This is a genomic window from Methylobacterium phyllostachyos, from assembly GCF_900103445.1.
GTDB classification, from domain to species: Bacteria; Pseudomonadota; Alphaproteobacteria; order Rhizobiales; family Beijerinckiaceae; genus Methylobacterium; species Methylobacterium phyllostachyos.
Window position 1 is genome coordinate 27,584 of record NZ_FNHS01000004.1, and the last position, 24,431, is coordinate 52,014.

Here is a 24,431-nt window from a genome sequence, read left to right on the forward strand (position 1 = left end):
TTCAAAAATCCTCGCCCGGCCAATCCCCTGGCCCAGGCTCGTAGCAGGTGTAGCCGATCAGGCAATTCGCGTTGTCCCGTGTCGGACGGAAGGCGCGCTTGGCAATCTCGGTGGGCTCGCAGAACGAGCGATCGCGAACGAACCGGTCGTAGGTCATGCCACCGGTTCCCAAAACGAGGGCACCACGCGATCGAATCAGCGCCGCGGCCTGCTGACAGGTCATGGTCGTGCTCGATGGCCGCGTCTGCGCCACAGCGGGCCCCGCCGCGAGGATGAGCGCAGCAACGATCCGAGCAACCATCGCCTCTTCGTGCCTGACCGCCGACTTCCGTATGAACTCGTTTGGCTTGGGCGTTTGTTCCAAGACAGGTCGCGGCAGCATTCGGTCGGACGTCAGGGTGACCTGAACCCCATCGAGAACCGTTTCGGGAGCGCGACATCGACCCCACCACGCGGCCGCATTCGTTCCGCAAAAGCCTCCAGAATTTGGTGACTCGCCGGACCTTGCACCTACTCGGCAACAATCAAACCGAAAGCCGGCGAATTCGATCGTTCAACCCGGACATATCTCGATACTCGATTGTACGGAATAGTACGGAATGAGCTGGGAGTGATTCTGACAACCGTCGATGATATGCATCCCCGAACGGTGCAGATAGGATCGGAGGTTCAATGCAGGAACACGAAGAAAGAAATAATCTGCCGCGTTATGAGCATCCGCGCCCATTCGATCCGCAAGCGCGGTGCTATTGGTATCATTCACAGCAGTTCCCGGACGGTGAGCGGGTGCGCGGGAGTTGGACGATCGATGATTTCACCGCCTACATCGGTGGCTTCGCTCTTGGCGGAAAATCCGTGCTGGATGTTGGTACGGCCTCGGGCTACCTGGCCTTCAACGCCGAGAAGGCAGGGGCCACGGTCACGGCCCTGGACGCCGCCACGACCCATGAATTCCGGCACTTTCCCTTTGCCGAAAGCCTGTCTTTTCAGGATGTAAAAGCGTATCGCGCGGTATGGGAAAGTGAAAATCTCGCGCCCATCAAGAACTCATGGTGGTACGCTTGGAATAAGTTCGGCAGTTCGGCACGGTGTGTCTATGCGCCGATGATCGAGCTTTACGAGTGGCCGGCGCAAATGTTCGATGTCGTCATGGCCGGCGCCATCGTAGAGCACTTGTCGGATCCTGTCTTTGCGATTGGTGCCTGGGCCAGACTTGCCAAGGACGCTGTGCTGATCCCGTTCACCGACGTGCTGCCAACCCATGAACTGATGATGCGGCCGATCACACCGTTGGACGACAGTCGCATCAACTATGTCTGGTGGCATCTCTCACGCGGTCTCTACGACAAAATCTTCGATAACCTCGGTTTCGATGTGCACTACACCCTGGCTCGTGCCGAACACCACGATGCTGAAGGGGGATCGGAAATGGCGACGCGTCCGTCGATCATCGCGCTCCGGCGCGGTTCGGATTCGGCACGCACGTTCGACACGGCGGCGCTCATCGACCCTGTCCGGCCAGCGCTCGCTCCCACGACTTCCGCGGCTGCCCCCAACACCCGCCGTCGCGGTCTCCTCCGCCGGTTACTGCCCCGGTGAGATCTGTCGCGGTCAGGCGCCGGGCGGCATGCGCAGGACGTTCCATGCGGCCGCGCCCGTCGCGAAGGGCAGCGCCAAAGTCGGTTGCGGCATGAGCGCGGCGTAGATCGGCAGGTGCCGGGTTGCGCAGGCCGCCCAGGTCTGGGCCTCGATGCAATCGCGCCCCGTATTGCGAAGGCGAGCCCGGCGCGCGGGCTCAAGGCTCGCCTGCATCGCCGAAGCGATGACAGCGGGGTCGCTGGAGTCGAGCCAGAGGGCTGCCCCAGGGGGCAGATATTCCGTGTAGGGCGGCCGGGCCGGGACGATGACCGGGCTGCCGCAGGCCGTGGCCTCCAGCGCGCACAGCCCGGAGCTCTCCGCACCCGGGGGAATGACCAGCGTGTCCACCAACCTGTAGAGACCCGGCATATCGCCTTGATCGACCGGCCCAGTGCAGATCACCGGCCTGCCGGAGCCGACTTGCAGGCCTTCGCGTTCCAGGGCTGCGTAGCAGCAGGCCTCGTAACCTGTCGGCTCGGGGGCGCTCGCCGCGCCTGATATGACGAGCTGAGCCGCCGGAACGCTTCGATGGAGCGTCGCGAAGGCCTCGATGATCGCGAGGGTGTTCTTACGCGCCGCGAAGCCGCCGACACTGAGGAAGACCGGTCCGCGACCCAGCCCGAGCCGCGCACGCAAGGCGGCATCGCTGGGTCCCGGAGTCGGGTGAAAGACGGTGCCATCGACGCCGGTGCCGATGACCTCGGCCTGCGCGCCGTAGGTGCCGGTCAGCGCTGCCGCCCAGGATCGGCTCACGCAGAGCAATTGGCCAGCATCGACGATCGCCCGATCCTGCCACCGGGCGAGTTGCGCATCGGCGAAAGTCTCGATGCGGTGGACCGTCCGCACGAAGCCCCCGATGAGGCGTCGACGCGTCAGGGTGGCCAGCGCGTTGCCGCTGATGCTGCACTGGGCGTGGAAAACATCGAAATCGCAGGCCGCCGGTGTGGAGAAATGCGCGAGGTAATCGCCGATTCGGGCACCGATGAACGCCGCCGCGGAGTCGCAGACCGGCTTGGCCGCGACCGAGATCACCGGGCAGCGCGCGTCGCGGAAGAAGCCGCGCCCGGTCGGGTCGGGGGCGTGAACTACGGCTTCGTGGCCGAGCGCGCACAGGGCCTCGCCGAGTGCCAGGGCATGGACTCCGGTGCCGCCGGGGGCCGTCGATGGGGCGAGGATCGCGATGCGCACACTGTCGACCCTAGGACGGCACAACGCGGCTCGCGGCCGGTTCAGACCTCGCGGTCGAAGTCCTGAACCTCGGTCTCCGCCGCCATCTCGGAGATCCGCGCCGAGCCAGACGCATCGTCCGTGCCGCGGCTCCCCCCTCAACGCAGTAGCTTCGGTGAGGCGCGTCCACGGCTTGTAAATTTTGTGTTACGAATTCATCTCACTTTCACATCGCGTGCGGAACGCCACCTTTCAAACGCGTGTGTCAGACTGTATCCGTCACCCACGAGTGCCGGAGCTGTCGGTCCCGTGTTCAAGTCCTCCAAGACCTCAATTGCCGCGCGGCCGGTCCGCCGAATGCTGCGACGTCTCGGCGTGCTCTTCGGCCTTCTCGTTCTGCCCACGGCGGTCCTTGCCTATGCGGACCTCCTGCCCGACTCGCTGGATCTCCTCGGACTCGACCTGCGCGAGAGTCCGGACCTTCCACATGTCGCCCGCCAGATTGCCATCGGCGCGCCCCTGAAGATCGTGGCGTTCGGCTCGTCATCGACCGAGGGGATCGGCGCCTCGAGCCCGGCGAATGCCTATCCGGCCCGTCTCCAGATCGATCTTCGCAAGAAGCTGCATGGGATCGACGTGGCGGTGATCAACCGCGGCATCGGTGGTGAGCACGTGGACGATATGCTGGCGCGCCTCGACCGCGACGTCATCGCAGCCGAGCCTCAGCTCGTGATCTGGCAAACCGGCAGCAACGATCCGCTGCGTGGTGTCTCCATCGCGCATTTCCGCGAGGCCACGGTGGCGGCAATCCGCAGGATTCGCGACGCCGGCATCGACGTGGTTTTGATGGAGCCGCAATGGTGCCCGAAGCTTGAAGCAACGCCGGGCGCATCAAGGTTTCTTGAAGCCGTGCGCAGCATCGGGGACGAACTCGATGTGCCGGTGATCCGCCGTGCCGACCTGATGCATGGCTGGGTGCGTGAGGGAAAGCTGACGACCAAGCAGCTCTTCGCCTCCGATGGCCTGCATATGGCCGACCGCGGCTACGCCCTCCTGGCCGAAGCCGCGGCCCGGTCGATCCTGGAGGATGCCGGATCTGTCGAAGCACCGCAGGCCGTAGCCGAGTAGAGCGCGCCGTGCGGCTGGACTTGGCTGACCGAACTCCCCATCTCGGCGCGATCGAGAGCGGAGCCGAACGTTGAGCCAGGACGGATTCAGGTACGACGACCGGGGCGCGGTGCCCCAGATGCACGCCACCACGATCCTGATGGTCCGCAAGGGCGGCCGCGTGGTGTTGGGCGGCGACGGTCAGGTCAGCCTCGGCCAGACCATCGTAAAGGGCAATGCCCGGAAGGTTCGACGCTTGGCCAAAGGCGCCGTGATCGGCGGATTCGCGGGCGCGACGGCCGATGCCTTCACCCTGTTCGAACGGCTCGAAGCCAAGCTGGAGCAATATCCCGGGCAGCTGACGCGCGCTTGTGTAGAGCTCACGAAGGATTGGCGGACCGACCGATACCTCCGGCGCCTCGAAGCCATGATGTTGGTGGCCGATCGCGATGTGAGCCTGCTCCTGTCGGGTTCAGGCGACGTGCTGGAGCCCGAGAGCGGCGTGATGGCCATCGGCTCGGGTGGCAACTATGCCTTGGCGGCCGCCCGAGCGCTTGAGGACGGTGATCTCGACGCGGAAGCGATCGTCCGTCGCGCCATGACGATTGCGGCCGAGATCTGCGTCTATACCAACGGCAATCTGGTGATCGAGGCCCTCGAGGCTGACTAACGGGTCAACAGGGGACTCAGCGCCGGTACGGCCCAGACCATAGCGCCAACCAGTGCCGGGAAGCTCGGGCGGTTAACGGCCTCTTGAGCAATTGACGTTATTTTGCATCCAACCGCGCCCCAGGGGTTGGATCGAGATGAAGATCGGTGGGAAACTTCTCGGCTTCGTCGGCGCCTGCAGCCTGACCACGCTGGTCGTGGCCGGGATCAGCGTGGCGACACTGCAGAGCTTCGAGCAGACTTTCGGGACCGTCGAAAGCGCCGCGGTCCGGGCGCTCGACGCGGCAAACTTCAATCGCCTCGCCGCCGAGGTCACGATGGATTCCCGCGGCGTCTACGCTTCCACCGATCGAGCTGAGGCGGCGAAATACGCCGCCGGCATCCGGAAAGGCCTGGCCGAGATGGATGCCCTGCGCGCCGCCTGGGCCCCGAAATTGACTGCCTCCGAGCACCCGCTCTTCGACGTGATGACACGCAATTTCGAGGCGTTCCGGACCTTGCGGACGACCCTGGCCGATGCCGGTGAGACCGTCAGCCCGCGGGCCGCCGCAGAACTGGGCTTCAACCCCGCCAACCAAAGCAACCGCAGGGCCTTCCAGGCGAGCATCGACGCGCTCGTGAGCCAGGGCCGCGTCGAGATGGCGGCGATCAAGGGCGACACGCAAGCCCTCTTCCAGACCCGGACGCTGCTCCTGCTCGGGCTCGCCCTGGCCGGGGCGCTGATCTGCTGCGCCCTGGGCCTCCTCGTCGGGCAGCGCCAGATCGCCCGTCCACTGCGGGCGGTCTCAGAGGCGATCGAGCGCCTGTCACGGGGCGACCATACGCTCCCGGATGTGAGGCCGCGACACGACGAAATTGGCGCGCTCTGGCAGAGCACCAGGGTTCTCAACGATACGCTGCTCGCGGCCGAAGCCCTGCGCCAGGAGCATCAGCGCATGGGCGCCGACTCCGCCACACGGAAGCGCGTCGAGATGGCGGATCTCGCCGAACGGTTCCAGGAGAACATCGGTGGGCTCGTCGGGCACCTTGCGGGGGCGGCCGGCGGCATGGAGCGGGCCGCCGCCACGATGGCCGGCAATGCCGAGCGCACCGGCAGCCAATCGCAGTCCGTGACGCGTGCCGCAGAGACCACAGCCCGCAACGTCGAGGCGGTGGCGGCCGCCACGGAGGAACTCGCGGCCACGGCCAGCGAGATCGGCGTCCAGGTCACCCAGACCTCGAGCGCCGCCGAGAGTGCCGTGGAGGCGACGCGGCGGACGCGGACGAGCGTCCAGGCATTGGCCCGCAGCGCCGACGGGATTGGGCAGGTCGTATCGCTGATCTCGACCATCGCGGGGCAGACCAACCTGTTGGCGCTCAACGCCACGATCGAGGCCGCCCGAGCCGGCGAGGCGGGCCGGGGGTTCGCAGTCGTCGCCACCGAGGTGAAGGACCTGGCGACCCAGACCGCCAAGGCCACCGAGGAGATCGCCAGCCAGATCGCCGCCATGCGCGCCGCGACGCACGAGGCCGTGGCGGCGATCGAGGCGATCGGGGGCACGATCGAGCAGGTCCACGGGATCGCGATCGGCGTATCGGCGGCGGTCGAGGAGCAGCAGGCCGCCACGCAGGAGATCGCCCGCAGTGTTTCCGAGGCGGCGAGCGGCACCCGCTCGGTTACAGAGACGATGGCCCTGGTCCTGGACGCAGCGCGTGTGACCGGCATCAGCGCCGCGCAAGTCCTTGAGGCTGCCGCCGACATCGCCCGGCGGTCGAACGGGTTAGGCGGCGAGGTTGCGGGCTTCGTGGCGCAGGTGCGGGCCGCTTGAGCACCGCCAGCACGATGGCTGATGTTGCATTGCAGAGCTGAGCGCCGTAGGAGCACAGCATTCGCAAGGACCCGGTGAAAGCCCGGGTGGCTCTTCCGGCCGCCGATCCGCCGGACCACGCATCCGAGCCGCGCCTATCGTCCACCCACGAGGTGGCTGCGCGCCTCGTGCGGATTATTCACCCCATGCAGCGCAGCCCATTCGGACCCGCTGGCCTTCACGGCCAGTGGTTCTCCAATCTCCGCGGCGACACCCTCTCGGGTATCGTCGTCGCCCTCGCTCTCATACCGGAGGCCATCGGCTTCTCGGTGATCGCGGGGGTCGATCCCAAGGTCGGTCTTTACGCGTCGGTGGTGATCGCCTGCACCATCGCGTTCGCGGGCGGACGCCCCGCGATGATTTCGGCCGCCACGGCCGCCACGGCCGTCGTGATGATCGAACTCGTGCGTGAGCACGGGGTTCAGTACCTCTTCGCCGCCACCATCCTGATGGGTCTCTTCCAGATCTTGGCTGGGCTCCTCCGCCTCGGCCGGTTGATGCGGTTCGTCTCGCAATCGGTGATGACCGGCTTCGTCAACGCGCTGGCGATCCTGATCTTCCTGGCACAGCTGCCGGAGCTCACCGGCGTGACCCCGGCGACTTATTGGCTGATCGGCCTTGGGCTCGCGATCATCTACGGCTTTCCTCGGATCACCCGGGCAATCCCGTCGCCCCTTGTGGCGATCGCCGTGCTGACCGCCGTCACGGCCGTCTTCCATCTTGACGTCCGCACGGTCTCGCATCTGGGCGCCCTGCCCTCATCCCTGCCGAGTTTCGCACTGCCGGACGTGCCCTTGAGCCTCGAGACCCTGCGGATCATCTTGCCCTACGCGGCAACGCTTGCCGCCGTTGGCCTGCTGGAGAGCCTGCTCACCGCGCAGATCGTCGATGACATGACCGATACCGGCAGCAACAAGAACCGCGAGTGCATGGGCCAGGGAATCGCCAACATGGCATCCGCCGTGTTCGGCGGCATGGGCGGCTGCGCGATGATCGGCCAATCGGTGATCAACGTCTCATCGGGGGCGCGGGGCCGGCTCTCGACCCTGGTGGCCGGCGCCTTCCTGCTGCTGCTGCTGGTGGCCCTCCAGGATCTGCTTGCCGTCGTGCCGGTGGCGGCGCTGACGGCGGTGATGATCATGGTCTCGCTGAACACCTTCTCCTGGCGCTCGTTGGCGCAACTGCACGTCAACCCCCTGCCCTCCTCGGCGGTGATGCTGGCGACGGTCATCGTCGTGGTGGCCACGAAGGACCTCGCCATCGGCGTGCTGGTCGGCGTGCTCCTGTCGGGCGTCTTTTTCGCCAACAAGGTATCGCGTCTCAGCCAGGTCTCGTCCGCACTATCGTCGGATGGCCGGACCCGAACCTACCGGGTCGCCGGACAGATCTTCTTCGCCTCAGCGGGTACCTTCTCGGAGGCGATCGACGTCCTCGAACCCGTGGAGCGCCTCGTGATCGACGTCACGGCGGCGCATTTCTGGGACATCTCGGCGGTGGCGGCCCTCGACCGCGTGGTCCTGAAGGCCCGGGCGCGGGGGCGCATCGTCGAAGTCGTCGGGCTGAACGCGGCCAGCGCGACACTCGTCGAACGGTTCGGGACACACGACAAGCCCGGAGCCGCGCCATCGATCGCGGGGCATTGAGGCGGCCATTCGCCCGCGCGCTAGCCCCTTGCGCGGGGCGCCGCGGAACCCCATTCCCGGCGCAGGGCCAAGCAACGCGGCCGGGAACAGGGATGGACCAGCGGTGACGACGTTCTCTCCGCGCGAGATCGTGTCCGAACTCGATCGCTTCATCGTCGGACAGCACGACGCGAAGCGCGCGGTCGCGATCGCGCTGCGCAACCGCTGGCGGCGCCAGCAGCTCACCGGCCCACTCCGTGAGGAGGTCGCGCCCAAGAACATCCTGATGATCGGGCCGACGGGCTGCGGCAAGACCGAGATCGCCCGGCGCCTTGCCCGGCTTGCCAATGCGCCTTTCCTGAAGATCGAGGCGACGAAGTTCACCGAGGTCGGTTATGTCGGCCGCGACGTCGAGCAGATCGTACGCGACCTCGTGGAGGTGTCCATCGGGCTGACCCGGCAGGCCAAACGCGAGGGCGTGCGGGCAAAAGCCGAGGCCGCGGCCGAGAACCGGATCCTCGATGCCCTGGTCGGGCCCACGGCCAGCGCGTCCACCCGCGACAGCTTCCGGCGTAAGCTTCGCGACAGCGAACTCGACGATAAGGAAGTCGAGCTGGAGTTGGCTTCGGCCGCGCCTGCGGGTCTACCAATGTTCGAGATTCCCGGCATGCCCGGGGCGTCCATGGGGGCAATCAACATCGGCGATATGCTCGGCAAGGCACTCGGCGGCCAGCGCGGAAAGCCGCGCCGGATTCTGGTGCGGGATGCCTACGCGCCGCTGATGGCCGAGGAATCCGACAAGCTGGTCGATGACGAGGCGCTCGTGCGCGAAGCGATCCGCGAAGTCGAGAACAACGGCATCGTGTTCCTCGACGAGATCGACAAGATCTGCGCCCGCGAGGGCCGCTCCTCCGGTGATGTATCGCGCGAAGGCGTGCAGCGCGACTTGCTGCCACTGATCGAGGGCACCACGGTCGCCACCAAGCATGGGCCGGTGAAGACCGACCACATCCTGTTCATCGCCTCCGGCGCCTTCCATGTCTCGAAGCCCGCCGACCTCCTGCCCGAGTTGCAGGGCCGGCTTCCGATCCGGGTCGAACTGCAGCCGCTGACGGTGGACGATTTCCGTCAGATCCTGACCTCCACGGAGGCGAGCCTGATCAAGCAGACCGTGGCCCTGATGGAAACCGAGGGCGTGACCCTCAACTTCACGGACGATGCGGTGGATGCGCTGGCCAAGGTCGCCGTGGAGGTGAATTCGTCGGTGGAGAATATCGGCGCCCGCCGGCTCCAAACGGTGCTGGAACGGGTGATCGACGAGATCTCCTTCACGGCCACCGACCGGTCCGGCGAGACCGTACCGATCGATGCCGCCTATGTGCGCGCCCGCGTCGAGGATCTGGCGGCCAACGCAGATCTGAGCCGGTTCATCCTGTGATCGCTGCTGGACGGGTGTCCCCGTCCCCTGTCTTCCTCTCGGTCGCCGCCCTCATCACCGGCATGGTCTCGCTCCAATGTGGCGCGACCTTCGCCAAAAGCCTGTTCCCTTCGATCGGCGCGGCCGGCACGTCGTCACTTCGGGTCGGCTTCTCGGCGTTGATCCTCATCATCGTCTGGCGGCCGTGGCGGCGGAGCCTGAGCTTGCGCGAGGCGGGCTGGATCGCGCTGTACGGTGCGGCTCTCGGAGCGATGAATCTGCTGTTCTACCTCGCCCTGGCGCGGCTGCCGCTCGGGCCGGCGGTGGCGATCGAATTTGCCGGGCCGCTCGCCGTTGCGCTGATCGCGTCGCGCCGCAGATCGGATTTCCTGTGGATCGGCCTTGCGGTCCTGGGCTTGGTGCTGCTCTTGCCCATCACCACGACGGATGGGCTCGACCCGGTCGGCGTGCTGCTCGATCTCGGCGCCGCTACGGCCTGGGCACTCTACATCCTGTTCGGTCAGCGAGCCGGCCGGATCGATGGCGGTCAGGCGGTCTCACTCGGGATGCTGACCGCGGCGGCGATCATCGCGCCCTTCGGTCTCGCCGAGGCCGGATCCGCGCTGCTCATGCCGGGCGTTGTGCTGGCTGGCCTTGCCGTGGCGTTGATGTCGAGCGCCCTGCCCTATTCCCTGGAAATGGTCGCGTTGCGGCGCCTCGACCGGAAGAGCTTCGGCGTGCTGATGAGCCTGGAGCCGGCGGTGGCGGCCTGCGCCGGGCTGATGCTTCTGGGGGAGCGAATCAGTCTTGTTCAGTGGCTCGCGATCGGCCTCGTTATCGCGGCGTCCGCCGGGATCACAGCCGGCTCGCGCCCGCCGTCTCGTGAAGCCGCGTCTCTGGAAGCCTGAGGCGTCCTACTTCCCGGCCAGGACGCGCGAGGCGACGTTGATGTATTTCCGCCCCGCTTCCTGAGCATGCAGCACAGCATCGCCGAGGTTCTCCTCGTCGCGGACGCTCGCGAGCTTGATCAGCATCGGCAGGTTGATACCCGCCACCACCTCGACCGATCCGCCGTTCATGCACGACAGCGCGAGATTGGAGGGCGTGCCGCCGAACATGTCGGTCAGCACCACCACGCCTTCACCGGTATTCACGCGACAGACCGCGGACATGATGTCCCGGCGCCGCAACTCCATATCGTCTTCCGGCCCGATCGTGATCGTCTCGATCTGATCCTGGGGGCCGACCACGTGCTCCAGAGCGGCCTTGAACTCGGTCGCCAGGAGTCCGTGAGTGACGAGCACCATGCCAATCATCGACACGTGTTCCAACGTCCTGTGTGTGCTGCCATGTTGTGCATCGCACAGCCCCCCACAAGGCGAACGCGACTTTTTTGCCCGGACATTGCCACGATCATGGCACGGCTGCCCCGCTTACGCCATGGGGCAGCACCACCTGTCCGCGATTCGAGTCGCCTGTGCGGCTGCGAAGTCACGGCGTCGGCTTTCGCAGTGCCGCACGGATCAGGAGTGGTGCCAACCCGGCGGCGCGGACGCCGTGATCGAGAACAAGACGCGGGAGCGGGACACCCAGAAGATCCGTCGAGGCGGGCGGCTCCGGCAGGCGTGGCGATGAGTCGACGAGATCCACCACGAGATCCAGTATTGCCTCTTCGCAAGAGGTGAGCCCCAGCTCGGCAACCGTAAGGATGCCCTGCCCCCGCACCTCGACGCGCCCAGCAAGCACGGGATGAGCGCGCGCCAGGACGCGGCCACCATTCACATCGCAGACGACCCGATCGTCCGCCACGAAGGCTCCATCCTCCAAGCTGGCGAGCAACAGCGCGAGGCTCGACTTTCCGGAACCGGATTCACCGCGAATCAGGATGCCGCCGCTGCGCAAGGTGCAGCAGGCGCCGTGGAGGGTGATCGTCACGCGTGGAGCTGGCGGGGCGCGGCCGGCAGACGCACGATGAAGCGCGCGCCGCGCACGGTTGGCTCGCCGTCCTCGTCGGGAGCGCCGGGGCGGTTCTCGGCGCGGATCGTGCCGCGATGGGCCTGCACGATCTGGCGGGAGATCGACAGGCCGAGGCCTGAATTCTGGCCGAAGCCCTGCTCGGGGCGGTCGGTGTAGAAACGCTCGAAGATGCGCTCCAGGGCGTGCTCGGGGATGCCCGGTCCCTCGTCCTCGCAGATCAGCTCGACCTCGCCCCGTACCCGGCGCAGGACCACGCGGACCTTCGCGTCAGAGGGCGAGAACGAGCGGGCATTGTCGAGGAGGTTGTTCACGACCTGACCAAGCCGGCTGTCATGACCGATGATCGTGAACGGCGCCTCGTTATCGAAGCCGGTCGGTTCCACGTCGAGTTGAATGAGGCAATCCTTCGGCCGGCGCCGCTCGTTGGCCACCGACACGACGGTGGTGAGCAGGCGCCGCAGATCGACCCGCCGGGCCTCTGCCCGCGCGAGTTCGGCGTCGAGGCGCGAGGCGTCGGCGATGTCGCTGATCAGCCGGTCGAGGCGCTTCACGTCGTGCTGGATGATCGCCATCAGCCGGCCGCGCGAATCGTCGGTCTTGGCCAGCGGCAGGGTCTCGACGGCGCTGCGCAGCGAGGTCAGCGGGTTTTTCAACTCGTGGCTGACATCGGCTGCGAAACTCTCGATGGCGTCGATCCGGCGGTAAAGCGCCTGGGTCATGTCACGCAGCGCCCCCGACAGGTGGCCGATCTCGTCGGTGCGCTGGGTGAAATCGGGGATCTCCTCGCGGGTCTTGATGCCCATCCGCACCTTCTCGGCGGCCTCGGCGAGGCGGCGTACCGGGCCCGCGATGGCGCCGGCCAGAAGGAACGACAGCACCACCATCACGGCCGAGGCGACCAAAAAGACCTGCAGAAGGCCGAACCGCTCCGAGGCGATCACTCTGTCGATGGCATCGCCCTGGGTCGAGATCAGCAGCGCGCCGCGGACAGAGCCGGCCCGATGGATCGGCACGGCGACCGACACGGTGGTCTCGCCCTGCTTGTTGCGGCGGACCAAGCTGCCGCGATTGCCGCCGAGCGCAGCCTGCACCTCCCGCAGCGAGTGGCCGTTCTGTGGGCCGGTTTCCTCCGCGGGCTCGGCCCGGCTGCGAAAGAATGCGCTGAACTTGGTCTGGACCGTCTGGAAAGCGGATTCCAGCATTCCTGGCTTGTGGGGTCTGGGCTGAAGCGGATCGGGCCTCGCGGCATCGCCGCGCTTGAACAGGGTGCGGGTGTCGAACAGGAGGCCACCTTCCTGATCGTAGACCCGCGCCCGATTGCCGGTCGGCGTCACGAGGCGCGAGAGCAGCGGCGCCACCTTTTCGGGGTTGAGCGAGAAGGCGAGCGGCTGCGACTCCTCCTCCGCGGCCTCGCCGGCCTGCTGCTGGAGCAGCTTGTCGGGATCGATGCGGATTGTATCCGTATCGACCGAAGCCGAGGCCGCGATCGCGCCCGCGATGATCTCGCCCTGGATGGCGAGACTCTGGATCCGCGCCTGGATCAGGCCTTGTCGGAACTGGTTGAGGTAGAGGAACCCGACGAGCAGCGCGATCAGCCCAACGAGGTTGAGCACGACGATGCGGCGCGTCAGGCTCGACGACGCGCGCTGGCCGATCGCGTCCCAGAGAGCGCGGGGCCAGGTCAGCGGTCGGGAGAGGGCTTTGGCCAGGGAGGTGCGGGGTTCGGCCTCCTCGGTCTGGGTCTGTGTACGAGCGGACACGCGACGGATCCCGAAGATCACGCCTCCTTGAACCGATAGCCGACGCCGTAGAGCGTCTCGATCATGTCGAAGCTCTGATCGGTCACCTTGAACTTCTTGCGCAGGCGCTTGATGTGGCTGTCGATGGTCCGGTCATCGACGTAGACCTGATCGTCATAAGCCGCGTCCATCAAGGCGTTGCGGCTCTTCACGACACCGGGGCGCTGGGCGAGGGCCTGGAGGATCAGGAACTCGGTCACCGTCAGCGTCACCGGCTCACCCTTCCAGGTGCAGGTGTGGCGCTCGGGATCCATCATCAGCGCGCCGCGCTCCAGCGAGCGGGCCGCGACTTCCTCAGCTCCGCGCGGTGTGGCGCCGGGGGCCTCCTTGGCGAAGCGGCGCAGCACCGCCTTCACGCGCTCCACCAGGAGACGCTGCGAGAACGGCTTATGGATGAAGTCGTCCGCGCCCATCTTCAGGCCGAACAGCTCGTCGATCTCCTCGTCCTTCGACGTCAGAAAGATCACGGGAAGGTCAGATTTCTGCCGCAGGCGCCGGAGAAGCTCCATCCCGTCCATGCGCGGCATCTTGATGTCGAAGATCGCCAGATCCGGCGGGGAATGGCGCAGGCCGTCGAGGGCGGAGGCGCCGTCCGTGTAGGTCTGGATGCGGTAGCCTTCGGTCTCAAGCGCGATCGACACCGAGGTGAGGATGTTTCGGTCGTCGTCGACGAGGGCGATGGTCGGCATGCGCGGTCCCTGACTGAACGGGTTCGGGCGCGGTCCCGGCTTTACGCACAGGCCGCGCCGTGTCCCGGCCCCCGAGGGGCAGACAAGAGCGCGAACCGGGCGGTTGAGACGCAGCCCGGCACGCGCATAGGGACAGGTGCTTTAGTACGGCCAATCGGAAAAAGCGAGCGGCGGTCATAGCTTGGCCGTAACGGCCGATCTGACGCGGGCCGCCCGCCTCGCGTGCCGGCCTGAGGCTCGCTAACGTGGCGGGCGCATCGAGCGGCAATTCGCGAGGGGGAGGAACGGCATGGGCGAGACCGGCGGAAACGCATCCGAACCGCGGGGCCCCGCCCGGCCGTTGCCGGCCGAAGAGGCACCGTTTGACGCGATTGGCCTTGCCCGGAGCCTGCTACGCGGCATCCGTTCCGGAGCGCTGGCGACGCTGGATTCGGACGGTACGCCCTTCGCTTCGCTCGTTACCATCGCCACGGATGCCGACGGTACGCCGCTGATGCTGCTCTCGCGGCTCTCGGCCCATACCCGGAATCTGCTGACGAACCCGCGTTGCTCGCTGCTGTTCGCCCAGACCGGCAAGGGCGATCCCCTGGCCCATCCGCGACTCACCGTGGTTGGGCGGGCTACCCAGACTATGGAGATGCGGGCGCGGGAGCGGTTCCTGGCCCGCCACCCCAAGGCCAAGCTCTACGCCGACTTCCCGGATTTCGGATTCTTCGCGCTCGATCCCGAGGCGGGTCACCTCAACGGCGGCTTCGCCAAAGCCGCGACGCTGACCCGCGAGCAACTGCTGCTCGACCTCACCGGCGCCGAGGCCGTCGTGGCGGGTGAGCGTGGGGCCGTGGAGCATATGAATGCCGACCACGCGGACGCGCTTGCCCTCTACGCCGCTGGAAGCGGCGCCGAGGCCGGGCTGCCCTGGAGGCTCACCGGGCTCGACCCGGAAGGCATGGACCTGATGGCCAACGAGCGAACCGCCCGGGTCGTCTATCCGGAGCGCGTCTCCGACATGGGTGCGCTGCGCAAGAGCTTGGTTGCCATGGCCGCGCGGGCGCGTGCGAGTGACGCGCAGGGCTAGGGCGCAAGGACTTCACAAAGGGGCATGGCGAAATGCCGCCGACTGCCCCATATCGGCTGCATGAGCGAAACGCAGACAGACACCTACCCCTTCAGCCTCGATGTCGAACCGGTCGGCGAGAGCGGCTCCCTGTTCCAGTGGAGCATCCGCAAGCACGGCAAGCTTCACCAGCGTTCGGACCGGAAGCATCCGACCGAGGCGAAGGCGCGCTCCCACGGCGAGGCCGAGATCGAGCGCCTGATCCGCGATCGCGGTCGCTGAGGCGGCCCGCGCTTCGCAGTCACCACCATCGCGTGCCCGGGCGGGGGCCGGATCGATCCGGCCCCCGTCTTTTTGCTTGCCCGGTGACAGGATAGCGCGCCGATTGCGAGCGCGCTTGGCGCTATCCCGCCGCGCTGCTATCTCGCGCGGGAGCCGCTCCATACGAACTCGCCCAGACGTCAGACGGTGCGCGCCGGCGCGCGACCGAACGGAATGCCGATGACAGCCCCGATCGAATCCATCCGCAACTTCTCGATCGTCGCGCATATCGACCACGGCAAATCGACGCTCGCGGACCGGTTGATACAAGCCACCGGCACCGTCGCGCTGCGCGACATGTCCGAGCAGATGCTCGACTCGATGGATATCGAGAAGGAGCGCGGCATCACCATCAAGGCGCAGACCGTGCGCCTGGAATACAAGGCGCAGGACGGCAAGGATTACGTCCTCAACCTGATGGACACGCCCGGCCACGTCGATTTCGCCTATGAGGTGTCACGCTCACTGGCCGCCTGCGAGGGCTCGCTGCTGGTGGTCGACGCCTCGCAGGGCGTCGAAGCGCAGACGCTCGCCAACGTCTATCAAGCGCTCGACGCCAACCACGAGATCGTCCCGGTCCTCAACAAGGTCGACCTGCCGGCCGCCGAGCCCGATCGGGTGAAGGAGCAGATCGAGGAGGTGATCGGCCTCGACGCCTCCGACGCCGTGCCGATCTCGGCCAAGACCGGCCTCAACATCGAAGCGGTGCTGGAGGCGATCGTCACGCGCCTGCCGGCGCCGAAGGGCAACCGCGATGCGCCGCTGAAGGCGCTGCTCGTCGACAGCTGGTACGACGCCTATCTCGGCGTCGTGGTGCTGGTGCGGATCATCGACGGCACCCTCAAGAAGGGCATGACCATCCGCATGATGGGTGCGGACGCGGTCTACGGCGTCGACCGGATCGGCGTGTTCCGCCCGAAGATGGCCGATATCGACGCCCTGGGCCCAGGCGAGGTCGGCTTCTTCACCGGCTCGATCAAGGAGGTGGCCGACACCCGCGTCGGCGACACCATCACCGAGGACAAGCGCCAGACCACCGAGATGCTGCCGGGCTTCAAGGAAGTCCAGGCCGTGGTGTTCTGCGGCCTGTTCCCGGTGGACGCGGCCGAGTTCGAGAACCTGCGCTCGGCCATGGGCCGGCTCCGGCTCAACGACGCCTCGTTCTCCTACGAGATGGAGAGTTCGGCGGCGCTGGGCTTCGGTTTCCGCTGCGGCTTCCTCGGGCTGCTGCACCTGGAGATCATCCAGGAGCGGCTGGAGCGCGAGTTCAACCTCGACCTGATCTCCACGGCGCCGTCGGTGGTCTACCGCCTCAAGATGCGCGACGGCGAGGTGAAGGAGCTGCACAACCCGGCCGACATGCCGGACATCATGAAGATCGAGTCGATTGAGGAGCCCTGGATCCGCGCCACGATCCTGACGCCCGACGATTATCTCGGCGGCGTGCTCAAGCTCTGCCAGGACCGCCGGGGCGTGCAGATCGACCTCAATTACGTCGGCAAGCGCGCCATGGTGGTCTACGACCTGCCTCTGAACGAGGTGGTGTTCGATTTCTACGACCGGCTGAAATCGATCTCGAAGGGCTACGCCTCCTTCGACTACCACGTGTCGGATTACCGTGAGGGCGACCTCGTGAAGATGTCGATCCTGGTCAATGCCGAACCGGTCGACGCCCTCTCGATGCTGGTTCACCGCACCCGCGCCGAGTCGCGCGGCCGGGCCATGTGCGAGAAGCTGAAGGACCTGATCCCCCGCCATCTGTTCCAGATCCCCGTCCAGGCGGCGATCGGCGGCAAGATCATCGCCCGCGAGACGATCAAGGCCCTGTCGAAGGACGTCACCGCCAAGTGCTACGGCGGCGACATCTCGCGCAAGCGCAAGCTCCTCGACAAGCAGAAGGAAGGCAAGAAGAAGATGCGCCAGTTCGGGCGCGTGGAGATCCCGCAGGAGGCGTTCATCGCGGCGCTGAAGATGGACGATTGAGGCGCGCGGACTACCCCGGCGGCAGCACGTCGATCTGGATCCCCGAATAATACGCCGCCAGATTCGCGATATCGGCGTCCGACAGCTCCTTCGCGACCACGTTCATGATCTCGTTCTGCCGCTTGCCGTCGCGGTAGTCGGTGAGCTGCTTGACGAGGTAGGGCTCGACCTGCCCGGCGAGGTTCGGCGCCTCTGGCAGCTTCGAGAGCCCGTCCATCCCGTGGCAGGTCTGGCAGGCGGTCGCGCGCTTCTTGCCCGCGGAGGCATCGCCGGCCTGGGCCGCGAACGGGACGAGGGTGGCGGCAACGAGGAGAAGCGAGCGGATCATCGGGCGGGCTCTGTCTGCGCAACGGGACTCTCCTCCCCCTTGTGGGGAGAAGTTGGAGGTGAGGGTGGTGCAGGAGGCACCGGGGCGCTTCATCCGGAACCACCCCCACCCTCGATCCCTCCCCACAAGGGGGAGGGAAGAAGCCCTCACTTCTCGTAGGAGATCCGATAGATCGCTCCGGCGGAATCGTCCGAGACGAGCAGCGAGCCGTCGAGCATCACCGCTACGTCCACCGGCCGCCCGAGATACTCGCCGTCGCCGGTGAGCCAGCCTTCCGCGAACGGCTTGACCGACTCAACCTTCCCGTCGGCTCCTAGCTTGGCGAACATCACCCGGGCGCCGATCGGCTGGGTGCGGTTCCACGAGCCGTGCTCGGCGATGAAGATCCCGCCCTTGTACGAGGCTGGAAACTGCTTGCCGTTGTAGAAGGTCATGCCGAGATCGGCCGCGTGCGGCGGCAATTCGGCCATCGGGGCGACCGCGTCGGCGGGGGGCGTCTGGTCCTTGTACTCGACCGTGCGGACCGCGCCGCCGCCGAACCACGGGAAGCCGAAATTCTCTCCCGGCTTGGTGGCGTGGTTCAGCTCGCCCGGCGGCTTGTCGTCACCCATGCCGTCGACCTGATTGTCGGTGAACCAAAGCGACTTGTCGGAGGCGAAATCCATGCCCACCGAGTTGCGGATGCCGGTAGCGAAGACCTCGCGGTTCTTGCCGTCCGCATCCATGCGGATGATGCCGCCGATCCCGTCCTTGCGGTAGAGATCCATCTTGTCGGCGGGCGGCACGTTGTAGGGCTGGCCGAGCGCGATGTAGGTCTTGCCATCTGGTCCAACCCGGCAGACCCGGGCGGTGTGGTTGAAGCTCTCTTCGGTGGCCGGGATCAGCGCGCCCTGCTTGACCAGCACGCCCGCGGCGACATCCGGGTTCTCATAGAAGAATTCGGCGGCTGGGAAGGCCAGCACGCGGTTCTGCTCCACCACGGTGAGCACGCCGTCCTTCGAGAAGCAGACACCGTTCGGGATCTTGAAGTCGATGCCCGGCGCGAAGGCCCGGACCTCATCGGCGACCCGATCCTTGTCGCGGTCGGTGACCGTGTAGACCTTGGTCTTGCGCGTGCCGACGAACAGCACACCGGCATTGGGGCCGACTGCGATGGCGCGGGCATCCGGCACCACGGCGTAAAGGTCGATCTTGAAGCCGTCCGGCAGCTTGATCTTCGACAGGTTCTTGCGGATGGCGTCAGCGCGCCGGCCGGTCTGCGGGATTTCGGGGGCGGCCTGCGTGTTGGTGCTGTGGAAGCCCTCGAGCTTCTCCAGATCGTCAGTCTTGGCCTTGGTCTCGGCGGGGGCGGCGCCCTGCGCCAGGGCCGGCGCGGCGACGCCCGCCAACAGGGCGGAGATGATCAATGATCGCATCGTATGACTTCCTCCCGGCCGCCCTGGTATTGGGCGTGTCCGGGAGCGAACGATAGAGCCGCCTGTTCGAGGGACAAGCCGCGCCGGTGACGCGGCTCAAACCCTGTCGCCGCTCAGGCCACCTTGCGCGGCACGAGCCGCTCGCTGCCGAGCGCGGCCTCGGCCCCCGACACGCCGGCCTCCGTGTACTCGGCATCCTCGTTGACCCGCCAGACATCGTGCCGGCGCCGGTTGGCCAGGATGTTCTCCACGGTCAGCATTGCGGTCATCATGGCGTGGTCTTGGTTGTTGTACTTGTGCATGCCGTTGCGGCCGACGAGGTGCAGCGTCGGGAAATCCCGCTCCAGCTCCCGGCGGACTGTGGCGACGTGGTTGGCGTAGTCCTCGTCGTAGACCGGATAGGCCTTGGCCTGCCGGACCACGCAGGCATCGACGACCTCGGCCGGATCAATCAGGCCAATCTGCCCGATCTCGCGCTTGGCGAGTTCCACGAGCTCGTCATCCGAGGCGTTCCAGAGCCCGTCGCCCTCGAAGCAGAAATATTCGAGGCCGAGGCAGGCGTGATCCGCGTCCGGCACCATCTCGGGCGACCACGAGCGGAAATTCTGAACCCGCCCGACCTTCACGGACGGATCGTGGATGTAGATCCAGTTGTCCGGAAAATTCTTCTGCGACTTGGCGATCAGCGCCACGGTGAGGAAGTCGCGGTACTTCAGCGCCCGCGCGTTGAAGGTGCTCAGCGGCCGGGGCCGGATCGAATCCACCAGCTCGCGGACCGGGGCCGAGGAGACCACGTGGCGGGCCGTGAAGGTCTCGCGGCTGCCGTCTGCGCTGCGGGCCGCGACGGTCCAGATGCCGGTGCCGGCGTCAAAGGTGAGAGAATCGACGCTCCGATCGAGCAGCACCTTCCCGCCCTGCGCCCGGACCTTGGCGGCGGCGGCTTCCCACATCATGCCGGGGCCGCGCCGCGGGTAGCGGAACGACTCGATCAGCGTCTTGATCACCGGGCCGCCCGCCTTGGCCGGCTTGCGCAGGCCGAGGGAACGCTTGATCCCGTCGCGGATCGCGGAGCCGAGGTCGAGGCCCTTGATGCGCTGCGCCGCCCAATCGGCCGAGATCGCGTCGCACGACATGCCCCACACCTTCTCGGTGTAGGTCTTGAAGAAGATCGAGAACAGGCGCTCGCCGAACTGGTTGCGCACCCAGGCGTGGAAGGTCTTCGGCTCACGCACCGGCCGCAGGCGGGCCCAGGCGTAGGAGGCCATGCAGGCCGCGCTGGTGAACAGGCCAAGGTTCCTCAGCGCCTCGAAGGCCTTGAGCGGATACGCGTAGTAGCGGCCGCGATAGTAGATCCGAGACAGGCGCGGGCGCTCAATGAAATCGTTGGGCAGGAGCTCGTCCCAGAGATCGACCACCGCCTTGGATTTCGAGAAGAACCGGTGGCCGCCGATATCGAACAGGTAGCCGTTGTGGGAGACGGTGCGGGAGATGCCGCCGACCTGGGTGGGATCGCGCTCCAGCACCGTGACGGACCGGCCCTGCTTCGACAGCAGGTAGGCCGCGGTCAGTCCCGCGGGCCCCGCGCCGATCACCAGCGTCTCGGTGTGGTGGCTCATCCCGTGCTCCGGCGCTTGGTCATTCGCACGACGCGCGAAGCGCCGATTTGCCCGGAGGATGCGGACGCATGGTTAAGGAATCGCTGGCGATACAGGCATATCGGGCCGGTGAATTCCAATCTCCTTCGCGCAAATCCGCGGCTCACCTCCAATTCCCGGCTCATCGAGCGCCTGAACGGCCGCGGATTCGCGGTGTCTTGACTGGCCGTTAAGCCTGTCGGCGCATCCTCGCGCCGTGGGCCTCGGCCGCCCGTCTCAGTGACACAGCATGTCCGCTCCGGCTCAGCCGACCGCCCGGCCGACCTTGCGGGTCAAGCCCCGCACCGTCCTGTGGGTGCTCGCAGGCCTGTGCTGCGCCACGATGGTGCCGCTCGCCGATCTGTGGGCCACGATCCATTACCTGCGCGTGCCGGATACCGACGACGCCATGCGCCTCGTGGAGGTGCGTGATCTCCTGGCGGGCCAGAGCTGGTACGACCTGATCCAGCACCGCTTCCTGGCGCCTGCCGGCGTGCCGAGCCACTGGTCGCGCCTGATCGATGCGCCGATCGCCGGGCTGATCCTGGCCCTGACGCCGCTGGCCGGCCGGACCGTCGCGGAAGGTCTGGCGGCGGCGCTTTGGCCGGTGCTGCTGTTCGGGGTCTACGGCGCCGTCCTCTATCGCGGCCTGAGGGCGCATTTCGGCAGCCGCACCGCTCTGCTGGCCCTCATCGCGGCGACGCAGACCCTCGGTCTGACCATCCAGTTCGCAGCCGGTCGCGTCGACCACCACAACATCCAGATCATCGCAATCGTCGGATTGGCCTTCTGCCTGATGCGAGGCGGGATTCGCAGCGGCGTGATCGGCGGTGGGCTGGCGGCCCTGTCGCTTGCGGTCGGATTGGAAGGACTACCCTCCATTGCCGTGGCGGCCTTGTTCTGCGTGGGGGATTGGTGCTGGCGGGGTCGCCCCGCGCTGCCGCTCCTCGCCGGCTTCGGCCTTGGGCTCGGGGCATTCGCGCCGATCCTGTTCGCCGCGCAGACGGCACCCGGTTTGTGGACCGCGACACGCTGCGACGCGCTTTCGCCGCCCTGGCTGTGGCTCGCCTGCTGCGGCCTGCTCTTTGCCGTCTGCGCCGCCGCGAGCGGTGAGCGCCTCGCTTCGATCCGGGCACGCACCGCGCTCGCCGGGCTCTCGGGGGTGCTCCTGCTCGGGGGCTTCGCCCTCGCCTTCCCGGTCTGCCTGGGCGGGCCGTTCCCCGACATGCCGCCCCTGGTGCGGGACCATTGGCTGCTGACGGTGAACGAGATGGCCTCGCTTCCGAAATTCATCGCCCGGGGGCAGTGGGAGGCCCTGGTGTTCTATCCGGTGGTTCTGCTCGCCACCGCCGCCGCAAGCTGGATGGCGTGGCGCGGGCCGCATCGGCGCATCTGGGCGGGGATGGCCCTCTTTCTGTGGCCCGGCCTGATCCTCGGCCTGTTCCAGTTCCGCGGTCTTTATATCGCCTCCGGCTTCGTGCCGCTGGCGGCGGGGGCGGTCCTCGATAGGGCGCTCCGGGACGACACGGAGCGCCGGGCCGGCCTGCCCCGCTGGGGCAACGCGCTGCTCGGCGGCTGTATCGTAAGCACGCTCTGGATGGTGCCCGCTATCCTCGCCGAGGCGCTGGGGCCCGCCACGCGGACGGCGCCCGATCCGGCCGGCGCGATCGCCTGCCGCAGCCAGGAGGCGCTGGCCCCTCTCGACACCCTGCCGCCCGGCACCGTGCTGGCGCCGATCTTCATGGGGCCCGCGATCCTACTGCACACGCGGCACGGGATCGTGGCGGCGCCGTATCACCGGGCGATCCCCGGCCTCACAGCGGCGATCGAAGGGCTGGGCGGCACGCAAGCGGATCTGGAGCGGGTGCTGACGGGATTCAGGGTCCGCTACCTCGTCGCCTGCCCGGCCCGGCCGGCAGAGGATCTTCAGGCGGAGACGGCCTTCGCCACACGGCTCGCCGGGGGCGCGGCGCGCTCCGACAGGCTCGTGCCCCTGGACCTGCCCGGTCCCCTCAAAGTGTGGCGGGTGGTCCCCGACGCTCTCAAAGCAGGCGCCGGTCGAGCCGGATGATCCGGCAGGGATCGCCGGCGCGGGCGGCGGGCTCGTGCGGCGCGCGGATCAGCAAGGCCTCGGCTTGGCCCAGGACCGCCAGCATCGAGGAATCCTGGCGCTGCTCCGTGATCGCCACGGGAAGCCGACCGGGCTCGACCGTAAGGCGGGCGCGCATGTAGTCGGCCCGCCCGTCATTGGCATCGAGATCGCGGCCGAGCGTGGCCGGCTCGCTGCGGTCGGCCCCGGCCTGGGGATCGCCCTGGAACGCGCGGATCGCCGGCACCACGAACAGCAGCCCGCAGACGATCGACGAGACGGGATTTCCTGGTAGGCCGATCACCAGCATGTCGCCCAGGCGCCCGTGCATCAGCGGCTTGCCGGGCCTGAGCGCCACCCGCCAGAAGCCGAGTTCGAGCCCTTCGCGGGCCAGCGCCGCCTGCACAAGATCATGATCGCCGACCGATGCGCCGCCGAGCGTGACCAACAGATCGGCACGGGCCTCGCGGGCGCGCCGGAACGCGTCCGCTAGGGCGGCGTGATCGTCCGTCGCGATGCCGAGATCGATGATCTCAGCCCCCGCCTCAGCGGCGAGCGCGCCGAGGGCGAGGCTGTTCGAGGCGACGATCTGATCCCAGGCCGGCGCTGCACCGGGCTCGACCAACTCGTCACCGGTCGCCAGGATCGCCACACGTGGCCGGCGCCGGACCGGCAGGTGCGGATGGCCGGCCGCCGCCGCCAGGGCGAGGCGCCGCGCGTCCAGGGTCAGGCCCGCTTGGAGCAGCGTTTCGCCGGCCGTGAAATCGAGACCTGCGCGGCGGATGAACCGCTTGGGCTCGACCGGCTCGACCACGCGCACGGTGTCGCCCTCGGCCTGTGCATCCTCCTGGATCAGGATCGCGTCCGCGCCTTCGGGCACCGGCGCCCCGGTGAAAATCCGCACCGCCTCGCCGGGGCCGATGCGGCCCGAGAATCCGTGGCCGGCCGCGCTTGTCCCGATCACGCGCAGGCTCGCCCCCGCGACGGCCGCGTCGGCGCTGCGCACCGCATAACCGTCCATCGCGGAGGCCGGGAACGGCGGCTGCGTGCGGGTGGCCACGATGTCGGCCGCGAGCACCCGCCCGGCGGCCTGCGCTAGCGGCACGTTCTCCGCGTCGACCGGGGCGGTCACGCTCGCCAGGACCCGCGCCAGCGCCTCGGCGACTGGGATCAGGCCGCTCATGCCCCGGGTGCCCGGTAGGCGCCGGAGCGACCGCCATCCTTGGCGATGAGCCGGATGCCCTCGATCCGCATGCCGCGATCGACCGCTTTCACCATGTCGTAGACCGTGAGGCACGCTACCGAGACGGCGGTCAGCGCCTCCATCTCAACGCCGGTCGGCCCTTGCACCCGCACCTCGGCGGCAATGCGCAGGCCTGGCAGCGCGTCGTCGGGCTCGATCTCGACCCGGACCTTGGAGAGCAGCAGCGGATGGCAGAGGGGGATCAGCTCGTGGGTGCGCTTGGCCGCCATGATGCCGGCGAGCCGCGCGGTGCCGATCACGTCACCCTTCTTGGCATCGCCCTCGCGGATCAGCGTCAGCGTGTTCGGCTCCATCACGATGGCACCCTCCGCCCGGGCGGTGCGATCGGTGGCAGTCTTGTCGGTGACGTCGACCATGTTGGCCGCGCCGCTGGTGTCGAGATGGGTGAGCGTCGCGCCGGGCTCCATCGCA

22 protein-coding genes and 1 other annotated feature are annotated in these 24,431 nt (G+C 67.5%); of the genes, 11 read left to right on the plus strand and 11 right to left on the minus strand.

The window, feature by feature from the left end:
• Nucleotide 1: 1 nt before the first annotated feature.
• Nucleotides 2-301 (minus strand): hypothetical protein, encoded by a 300-nt coding sequence (locus BLQ49_RS07215; protein ID WP_091714588.1) that lies wholly within the window; start codon nucleotides 299-301, stop codon nucleotides 2-4.
• Between the two features lie 371 nt (nucleotides 302-672).
• Between BLQ49_RS07215 and BLQ49_RS07220 the strand changes: the two genes are divergently transcribed.
• The gene (locus BLQ49_RS07220; RefSeq protein WP_091714589.1) at nucleotides 673-1,599 is read left to right on the plus strand and encodes a class I SAM-dependent methyltransferase; all 927 of its coding nucleotides are present in this window, start codon (nucleotides 673-675) and stop codon (nucleotides 1,597-1,599) included.
• A gap of 12 nt (nucleotides 1,600-1,611) precedes the next feature.
• Here the strand turns inward: BLQ49_RS07220 and BLQ49_RS07225 are convergent, their stop codons facing one another.
• Nucleotides 1,612-2,826: an MSMEG_0565 family glycosyltransferase gene (locus BLQ49_RS07225; RefSeq protein WP_091714591.1), complete on the minus strand. Its 1,215-nt coding sequence runs from the start codon at nucleotides 2,824-2,826 to the stop codon at nucleotides 1,612-1,614.
• Nucleotides 2,827-3,162: 336 nt separating this feature from the next.
• Here BLQ49_RS07225 and BLQ49_RS07230 point away from each other — a divergent pair, with 336 nt between their 5' ends.
• The 6 genes from BLQ49_RS07230 to BLQ49_RS07255 all read left to right on the plus strand — a co-directional run bounded on the left by BLQ49_RS07230 (nucleotide 3,163) and on the right by BLQ49_RS07255 (nucleotide 10,375).
• Nucleotides 3,163-3,933 carry an SGNH/GDSL hydrolase family protein gene (locus tag BLQ49_RS07230; RefSeq protein ID WP_091715088.1) on the plus strand — a complete coding sequence of 257 codons (771 nt, stop codon included), beginning with the start codon at nucleotides 3,163-3,165 and terminating at the stop codon, nucleotides 3,931-3,933.
• 118 nt (nucleotides 3,934-4,051) lie between these two features.
• Entirely contained in the window at nucleotides 4,052-4,582 is a 531-nt protein-coding gene (gene hslV / locus BLQ49_RS07235; RefSeq protein WP_091714593.1) for an ATP-dependent protease subunit HslV, read from the plus strand.
• Nucleotides 4,583-4,718: 136 nt separating this feature from the next.
• A complete protein-coding gene (locus BLQ49_RS07240; protein WP_091714595.1) occupies nucleotides 4,719-6,389 on the plus strand; it encodes a methyl-accepting chemotaxis protein in 1,671 nt (556 codons plus the stop codon).
• A gap of 64 nt (nucleotides 6,390-6,453) precedes the next feature.
• Nucleotides 6,454-6,509, plus strand: a sequence feature (sul1 is cis-regulatory element that is thought to sense ions involved in sulfur or methionine metabolism; They are found in Alphaproteobacteria).
• A 65-nt stretch (nucleotides 6,510-6,574) separates the two neighbouring features.
• Nucleotides 6,575-8,071, plus strand: coding sequence for a SulP family inorganic anion transporter (locus BLQ49_RS07245; protein ID WP_091714596.1), 1,497 nt, complete (start codon nucleotides 6,575-6,577; stop codon nucleotides 8,069-8,071).
• A 103-nt stretch (nucleotides 8,072-8,174) separates the two neighbouring features.
• Complete coding sequence (gene hslU / locus BLQ49_RS07250) at nucleotides 8,175-9,488, plus strand: ATP-dependent protease ATPase subunit HslU (protein ID WP_091714598.1); 1,314 nt, start codon at nucleotides 8,175-8,177, stop codon at nucleotides 9,486-9,488.
• Nucleotides 9,488-10,375, plus strand: coding sequence for an EamA family transporter (locus tag BLQ49_RS07255; protein WP_425283982.1), 888 nt, complete (start codon nucleotides 9,488-9,490; stop codon nucleotides 10,373-10,375). The genes hslU and BLQ49_RS07255 overlap by 1 nt, the downstream gene beginning before the upstream one ends.
• A 6-nt stretch (nucleotides 10,376-10,381) precedes the next feature.
• On the opposite strand, the gene BLQ49_RS07260 is transcribed toward BLQ49_RS07255, so the two are convergent.
• The 4 genes from BLQ49_RS07260 to BLQ49_RS07275 all read right to left on the minus strand — a co-directional run bounded on the left by BLQ49_RS07260 (nucleotide 10,382) and on the right by BLQ49_RS07275 (nucleotide 13,932).
• Nucleotides 10,382-10,783, minus strand: a complete 402-nt coding sequence (locus tag BLQ49_RS07260) for a PTS sugar transporter subunit IIA (RefSeq protein ID WP_091714599.1) — start codon at nucleotides 10,781-10,783, stop codon at nucleotides 10,382-10,384.
• Between the two features lie 175 nt (nucleotides 10,784-10,958).
• On the minus strand, nucleotides 10,959-11,402 hold the full coding sequence (locus tag BLQ49_RS07265) for an HPr kinase/phosphorylase (protein ID WP_244507494.1): 444 nt from the start codon (nucleotides 11,400-11,402) through the stop codon (nucleotides 10,959-10,961).
• On the minus strand, nucleotides 11,399-13,153 hold the full coding sequence (locus BLQ49_RS07270; protein ID WP_425283983.1) for a stimulus-sensing domain-containing protein: 1,755 nt from the start codon (nucleotides 13,151-13,153) through the stop codon (nucleotides 11,399-11,401). Before BLQ49_RS07270 ends, BLQ49_RS07265 begins: the two co-directional genes overlap by 4 nt.
• A gap of 68 nt (nucleotides 13,154-13,221) precedes the next feature.
• Entirely contained in the window at nucleotides 13,222-13,932 is a 711-nt protein-coding gene (locus BLQ49_RS07275) for a response regulator transcription factor (protein ID WP_010682252.1), read from the minus strand.
• Between the two features lie 289 nt (nucleotides 13,933-14,221).
• Here BLQ49_RS07275 and BLQ49_RS07280 point away from each other — a divergent pair, with 289 nt between their 5' ends.
• From BLQ49_RS07280 to lepA, 3 genes are all read left to right on the plus strand, one after another.
• Nucleotides 14,222-15,007, plus strand: coding sequence for a HugZ family pyridoxamine 5'-phosphate oxidase (locus tag BLQ49_RS07280; protein ID WP_091714601.1), 786 nt, complete (start codon nucleotides 14,222-14,224; stop codon nucleotides 15,005-15,007).
• Nucleotides 15,008-15,067: 60 nt separating this feature from the next.
• Nucleotides 15,068-15,268: a hypothetical protein gene (locus BLQ49_RS07285; protein ID WP_091714603.1), complete on the plus strand. Its 201-nt coding sequence runs from the start codon at nucleotides 15,068-15,070 to the stop codon at nucleotides 15,266-15,268.
• Nucleotides 15,269-15,487: 219 nt separating this feature from the next.
• The gene (lepA, locus tag BLQ49_RS07290; protein WP_091715104.1) at nucleotides 15,488-17,290 is read left to right on the plus strand and encodes a translation elongation factor 4; all 1,803 of its coding nucleotides are present in this window, start codon (nucleotides 15,488-15,490) and stop codon (nucleotides 17,288-17,290) included.
• A 10-nt stretch (nucleotides 17,291-17,300) separates the two neighbouring features.
• On the opposite strand, the gene BLQ49_RS07295 is transcribed toward lepA, so the two are convergent.
• From BLQ49_RS07295 to BLQ49_RS07305, 3 genes are all read right to left on the minus strand, one after another.
• On the minus strand, nucleotides 17,301-17,618 hold the full coding sequence (locus BLQ49_RS07295) for a c-type cytochrome (protein ID WP_091714604.1): 318 nt from the start codon (nucleotides 17,616-17,618) through the stop codon (nucleotides 17,301-17,303).
• Between the two features lie 146 nt (nucleotides 17,619-17,764).
• Nucleotides 17,765-19,033: a PQQ-dependent sugar dehydrogenase gene (locus tag BLQ49_RS07300; protein WP_091714606.1), complete on the minus strand. Its 1,269-nt coding sequence runs from the start codon at nucleotides 19,031-19,033 to the stop codon at nucleotides 17,765-17,767.
• A gap of 113 nt (nucleotides 19,034-19,146) precedes the next feature.
• On the minus strand, nucleotides 19,147-20,649 hold the full coding sequence (locus BLQ49_RS07305) for an NAD(P)/FAD-dependent oxidoreductase (RefSeq protein WP_091714608.1): 1,503 nt from the start codon (nucleotides 20,647-20,649) through the stop codon (nucleotides 19,147-19,149).
• Between the two features lie 268 nt (nucleotides 20,650-20,917).
• On the opposite strand from BLQ49_RS07305, the gene BLQ49_RS07310 reads away from it, so the two are divergent.
• Complete coding sequence (locus tag BLQ49_RS07310; RefSeq protein WP_091714609.1) at nucleotides 20,918-22,738, plus strand: hypothetical protein; 1,821 nt, start codon at nucleotides 20,918-20,920, stop codon at nucleotides 22,736-22,738.
• On the opposite strand, the gene BLQ49_RS07315 is transcribed toward BLQ49_RS07310, so the two are convergent.
• Together BLQ49_RS07315 and moaC are read right to left on the minus strand one after the other, a co-directional pair.
• Nucleotides 22,710-23,939, minus strand: a complete 1,230-nt coding sequence (locus BLQ49_RS07315) for a molybdopterin molybdotransferase MoeA (RefSeq protein WP_091714611.1) — start codon at nucleotides 23,937-23,939, stop codon at nucleotides 22,710-22,712. The genes BLQ49_RS07310 and BLQ49_RS07315 overlap by 29 nt on opposite strands.
• Nucleotides 23,936-24,427, minus strand: coding sequence for a cyclic pyranopterin monophosphate synthase MoaC (gene moaC / locus BLQ49_RS07320; protein ID WP_091714612.1), 492 nt, complete (start codon nucleotides 24,425-24,427; stop codon nucleotides 23,936-23,938). The genes BLQ49_RS07315 and moaC overlap by 4 nt, the downstream gene beginning before the upstream one ends.
• Nucleotides 24,428-24,431: the final 4 nt, after the last annotated feature.

Bases quoted from the DNA above. Each gene is read 5' to 3' on its own strand.
- BLQ49_RS07215 (WP_091714588.1), bottom strand. From the start codon at position 301: ATGGTTGCTCGGATCGTTGCTGCGCTCATCCTCGCGGCGGGGCCCGCT.
- BLQ49_RS07220 (WP_091714589.1), top strand. From the start codon at position 673: ATGCAGGAACACGAAGAAAGAAATAATCTGCCGCGTTATGAGCATCCG.
- BLQ49_RS07230 (WP_091715088.1), top strand. From the start codon at position 3,163: ATGCTGCGACGTCTCGGCGTGCTCTTCGGCCTTCTCGTTCTGCCCACG.
- hslV (WP_091714593.1), top strand. From the start codon at position 4,052: ATGCACGCCACCACGATCCTGATGGTCCGCAAGGGCGGCCGCGTGGTG.
- BLQ49_RS07240 (WP_091714595.1), top strand. From the start codon at position 4,719: ATGAAGATCGGTGGGAAACTTCTCGGCTTCGTCGGCGCCTGCAGCCTG.
- BLQ49_RS07245 (WP_091714596.1), top strand. From the start codon at position 6,575: ATGCAGCGCAGCCCATTCGGACCCGCTGGCCTTCACGGCCAGTGGTTC.
- BLQ49_RS07260 (WP_091714599.1), bottom strand. From the start codon at position 10,783: ATGATTGGCATGGTGCTCGTCACTCACGGACTCCTGGCGACCGAGTTC.
- BLQ49_RS07275 (WP_010682252.1), bottom strand. From the start codon at position 13,932: ATGCCGACCATCGCCCTCGTCGACGACGACCGAAACATCCTCACCTCG.
- BLQ49_RS07280 (WP_091714601.1), top strand. From the start codon at position 14,222: ATGGGCGAGACCGGCGGAAACGCATCCGAACCGCGGGGCCCCGCCCGG.
- BLQ49_RS07285 (WP_091714603.1), top strand. From the start codon at position 15,068: ATGAGCGAAACGCAGACAGACACCTACCCCTTCAGCCTCGATGTCGAA.
- lepA (WP_091715104.1), top strand. From the start codon at position 15,488: ATGACAGCCCCGATCGAATCCATCCGCAACTTCTCGATCGTCGCGCAT.
- BLQ49_RS07295 (WP_091714604.1), bottom strand. From the start codon at position 17,618: ATGATCCGCTCGCTTCTCCTCGTTGCCGCCACCCTCGTCCCGTTCGCG.
- BLQ49_RS07300 (WP_091714606.1), bottom strand. From the start codon at position 19,033: ATGCGATCATTGATCATCTCCGCCCTGTTGGCGGGCGTCGCCGCGCCG.
- BLQ49_RS07305 (WP_091714608.1), bottom strand. From the start codon at position 20,649: ATGAGCCACCACACCGAGACGCTGGTGATCGGCGCGGGGCCCGCGGGA.
- BLQ49_RS07310 (WP_091714609.1), top strand. From the start codon at position 20,918: ATGTCCGCTCCGGCTCAGCCGACCGCCCGGCCGACCTTGCGGGTCAAG.
- BLQ49_RS07315 (WP_091714611.1), bottom strand. From the start codon at position 23,939: ATGAGCGGCCTGATCCCAGTCGCCGAGGCGCTGGCGCGGGTCCTGGCG.
- moaC (WP_091714612.1), bottom strand. From the start codon at position 24,427: ATGGAGCCCGGCGCGACGCTCACCCATCTCGACACCAGCGGCGCGGCC.